The 3,556-nt window shown below is 70.4% G+C and carries 3 protein-coding genes; all 3 read right to left on the bottom strand.

Annotated features, from left to right (window positions below; genetic code table 11):
- Positions 1 to 99 precede the first annotated feature (99 nt).
- The 3 genes from ACFW2E_RS43505 to ACFW2E_RS43495 all read right to left on the bottom strand — a co-directional run bounded on the left by ACFW2E_RS43505 (position 100) and on the right by ACFW2E_RS43495 (position 3,505).
- On the bottom strand, positions 100 to 1,572 hold the full coding sequence (locus ACFW2E_RS43505) for a catalase (RefSeq protein ID WP_384476701.1): 1,473 nt from the start codon (positions 1,570 to 1,572) through the stop codon (positions 100 to 102).
- A 186-nt stretch (positions 1,573 to 1,758) separates the two neighbouring features.
- Entirely contained in the window at positions 1,759 to 2,649 is an 891-nt protein-coding gene (locus ACFW2E_RS43500) for a 2-hydroxy-3-oxopropionate reductase (RefSeq protein ID WP_384476698.1), read from the bottom strand.
- 31 nt (positions 2,650 to 2,680) lie between these two features.
- Positions 2,681 to 3,505 carry a TIM barrel protein gene (locus ACFW2E_RS43495; protein WP_384476704.1) on the bottom strand — a complete coding sequence of 275 codons (825 nt, stop codon included), beginning with the start codon at positions 3,503 to 3,505 and terminating at the stop codon, positions 2,681 to 2,683.
- Between the last annotated feature and the right edge of the window lie 51 nt (positions 3,506 to 3,556).

Raw genomic sequence — 3,556 nt, 5'->3', positions numbered from 1 at the left:
CACTGGCTCGCACTCCGCCGCGGACCTCACCCTGCCCGGACCGAGTCCAGCAACGGCCACCCCTCAACGGGCCCGTTCGACGGGACGCGGTCCGGGAGCTCAGTCCTCGCGCAGGGCGCGGACCGCCTCCTCCACGCGCTTCCCGTAGTCCGGGTCGGCGGCGTGGAAGTGGGCCAGGTTCTTCTCGATCACGTCGTCGCGGGAGACCTGCGAGAGGCCGCCGGCGATGTTCGCGACGAGACGGGACCTCTGGTCCTCGGACATCAGGCGGTACAGCTCGCCCGCCTGGAAGAAGTCGTCGTCCTTGGTGTGGAGGGGAGCCTCGTGCGTGCCGGTGTGGCCCGAGACCGCCAGCGGGGCGGACAGCGGGCGGCCGGTCTCCACCGGGCCGCCGTAGGAGTTCGGCTCGTAGTTCTTGGCGTGGCGGCCCTGGGCGTTGGCCGCCATGAAGCCGTCCCGGCCGTAGTTGTCCGCGACCGTCGCCCGCGGGGCGTTGACGGCCAGCCGGGTGTGGTTGACGCCCAGGCGGTAGCGGTGCGCGTCCGCGTAGGCGAACAGCCGGCCCTGGAGCATCCTGTCGGGGGAGGGACCGATGCCCGGAACGAAGTTGTTCGGGGAGAACGCGGCCTGCTCGACCTCGGCGAAGACGTTGTCGGGGTTGCGGTCCAGGACCAGGCGGCCCACGCGCCGGAGCGGGTGGTCCGCGTGCGGCCAGACCTTGGTGAGGTCGAACGGGTTGAAGCGGTACTCCGCCGCTTCGGCCGCCGGCATGATCTGGACGTACAGCGTCCAGGACGGGTTCACGCCCCGCTCTATCGCCTGGAGCAGGTCCGTCTGGTGCGAGTTGGGGTCCTTGCCCGCGAGCTCGGCGGCCTGCTCGGAGGACAGGCAGCGGATGCCCTGGTTGGTCTTGAAGTGGTACTTGACGAAGAAGGCCTCGCCCTCCGCGTTCGTCCACTGGTAGGTGTGCGAACCGTAGCCGTTCATGTGGCGGTACGACGCCGGGATGCCGCGGTCGCCCATCAGCCAGGTGACCTGGTGGGTGGCCTCGGGGGCGTGCGCCCAGAAGTCCCAGACGTTGTCCGGCTCCTGCCTGCCGGTGAACGGGTCGCGCTTCTGCGAGTGGATGAAGTCCGGGAACTTGATCGGGTCCTTGATGAAGAACACCGGGGTGTTGTTCCCGACGAGGTCGTAGTTGCCCTCTTCGGTATAGAACTTGACGGCGAAGCCGCGGGGGTCGCGGACCGCGTCCGCGCCGCCCAGGCTGTCCGCCACGGTCGAGAAGCGCAGGAACACCTCGGTGCGCCTGCCGGCCGTGCTCAGGAAGTCGGCGCACGTGTACGCGGTGACGTCGTCGGTCACCTCGAAGTAGCCGTACGCGCCGGAGCCACGGGCGTGCACCACACGCTCCGGGATGCGCTCGCGGTTGAAGCGCGCCAGCTTCTCCAGCAGGTGCTGGTCCTGGAGCAGGAGCGGGCCGCCGACGCCGGCGGAGGCGGAATTCTGGTTGTCTGCGACCGGGGCGCCGGACTCCGTGGTGAGAGTTCGCGCCGAGAGCACGCGCTTCGACATCGTGGACCTTCCGTGCGAGGGGCAGCGGAGCGCTTTGGAATTCGACTTCCGCTTCGTGGAGCCTAGGTTCGGGGCGATCGAGACGTCAACAGTTTGTTGAAGTAGTTTCCGGGTGGCGCCGACACCTGGGCGCGACAGGACATGTGTCGGTGCCGGCGCCGCCCGGAGGCTGGGGTGCGGCCGGACTCAGACCTGGGCGCCGGAGAGGCGCTCCACGGCACGCAGCAGGGCCGAGTGGTCCAGCCCGCCGTCGCCCTGGGTACGCAGGCTGGCGACCAGCTGGGCGACCACGGCACCGACCGGCAGGGCCGCGCCGACGTTGCGGGCGGCGTCGGTGACGATGCCCATGTCCTTGTGGTGCAGGTCGATGCGGAAGCCCGGCTTGAAGTCGCGGTTGAGGAAGTTGTCCTTCTTCCGCGTCAGCACGGTCGACCCGGCCAGCCCGCCGTTGAGGACGTCCAGCGCGGCCGTCAGATCCACGCCCGACTTCTCCAGGAAGACCACGGCCTCGGCGCAGGCCTGGATGTTCACGGCGACGATCAGCTGGTTGGCGGCCTTCACGGTCTGACCCGAACCGTGCGGACCGCACAGCACGATGGTCCTGCCGAGCGCCTCGAAGATCGGCTCGGCCTCGTCGAAGTCCGCCCGCTCACCACCGACCATGATCGACAACACGGCCTCGACGGCGCCCGCCTCACCGCCGGAGACGGGGGCGTCGAGGACGCGGACGCCCTTCTCCCGGGCGGCCGCGGCCAGGTCCACGGAGGTCTTCGGGGTGATCGAGGACATGTCGATCAGCAGCGCGCCGGACCGCGCGTTCTCCAGGATGCCGTCCGGGCCGTAGGAGATCGCCTCGACCTGCGGGGAGGCGGGCACCATCGTGATGATCACGTCGGCGTCGCGCACGGCCTCGGCGATCGAACCGGCGGCGGTGCCGCCGGCCCCGGCCAGCCGGTCCAGCTTGTCCTGCTCCAGGGTGAAGCCGGTGACCTCGTATCCCGCCTTGATCAGGTTTTCGGACATGGGGGAGCCCATGATGCCGAGGCCTATCCAGGCGATCTTGGGGAGATTGCTCATCTCGGGGTGCCTCTCGGTGCGGGGTGGTGTGTCAGCGGGCGGCGCGGGCTTCGCGGGGCAGCCAGTCGAAGGCCTCCGCGCTCGGGCGGTCGCCCGGCTTGTACTCCAGGCCCACCCAGCCGTCGTAGCCGTTCTTCGTCAGCAGGCCGAGCAGGTCGCCCAGCGGGAGCGAACCCGTGCCCGGGGCGCCTCGGCCCGGGTTGTCGGCGATCTGCACATGACCGGTCTTCGCGGTGTACCGCTCGATCACCGACGGCAGGTCCTCGCCGTTCATGGACAGGTGGTAGAGGTCCATGAGGAAGCGCGCGTTGCCGAGGCCGGAGGCCTCGTTGACCCGGTCGACGACCTCGACCGCGGCGGGGGCGCTCACCAGCGGATACCGCGGTGACTCGGCCCGGTTGAGTGCCTCGATCAGCAGGATCGCGCCGATCCGGTCGGCGGCCCGGGCCGCGCGGACCAGGTTCTCCAGGGCGAGCGCGTCCTGTTCGGCCGGGTCGACGCCGTCGACGCGGTTGCCGTACAGCGCGTTGAGCGCCGTACAGCCCAGCGACCGGGCGAAGTCCGCCGCGACGTCGATGTTGGCGCGGAACCGCTCGGACTCCTCGCCGGGCACCGACAGGGCGCCCCGGTCCGGACCCGGCAGTTGCCCGGCGTAGAAGTTCAGGCCCGTGAGCCGTACGCCCGCGTCCTCGATCGCTCTCCTGAGGGCGTCGAGTCCGGACCGCTCGGGGGTGGGGGAGCCGACCCAGGGCCACCACAGCTCGACCGCGGTGAAGCCGGCCGCGGCGGCGGCCGCGGGACGCTCCAGGAGCGGGAGTTCCGTGAAGAGGATCGACAGGTTGACGTTGAAGCGCAGGGCTGCGGCTGCGCTCGATTCGTGACATGGCCTTCGGGCCTCGCACCCTTA

Origin of the sequence: Streptomyces sp. NPDC058964 (assembly GCF_042741275.1) — a bacterium.
In the GTDB taxonomy this organism is placed as follows: domain Bacteria; phylum Actinomycetota; class Actinomycetes; order Streptomycetales; family Streptomycetaceae; genus Streptomyces.
This window is presented reverse-complemented; position numbering and strand designations above follow the sequence as displayed.

Bases quoted from the DNA above. Each gene is read 5' to 3' on its own strand.
- ACFW2E_RS43505 (WP_384476701.1), bottom strand. From the start codon at position 1,572: ATGTCGAAGCGCGTGCTCTCGGCGCGAACTCTCACCACGGAGTCCGGC.
- ACFW2E_RS43500 (WP_384476698.1), bottom strand. From the start codon at position 2,649: ATGAGCAATCTCCCCAAGATCGCCTGGATAGGCCTCGGCATCATGGGC.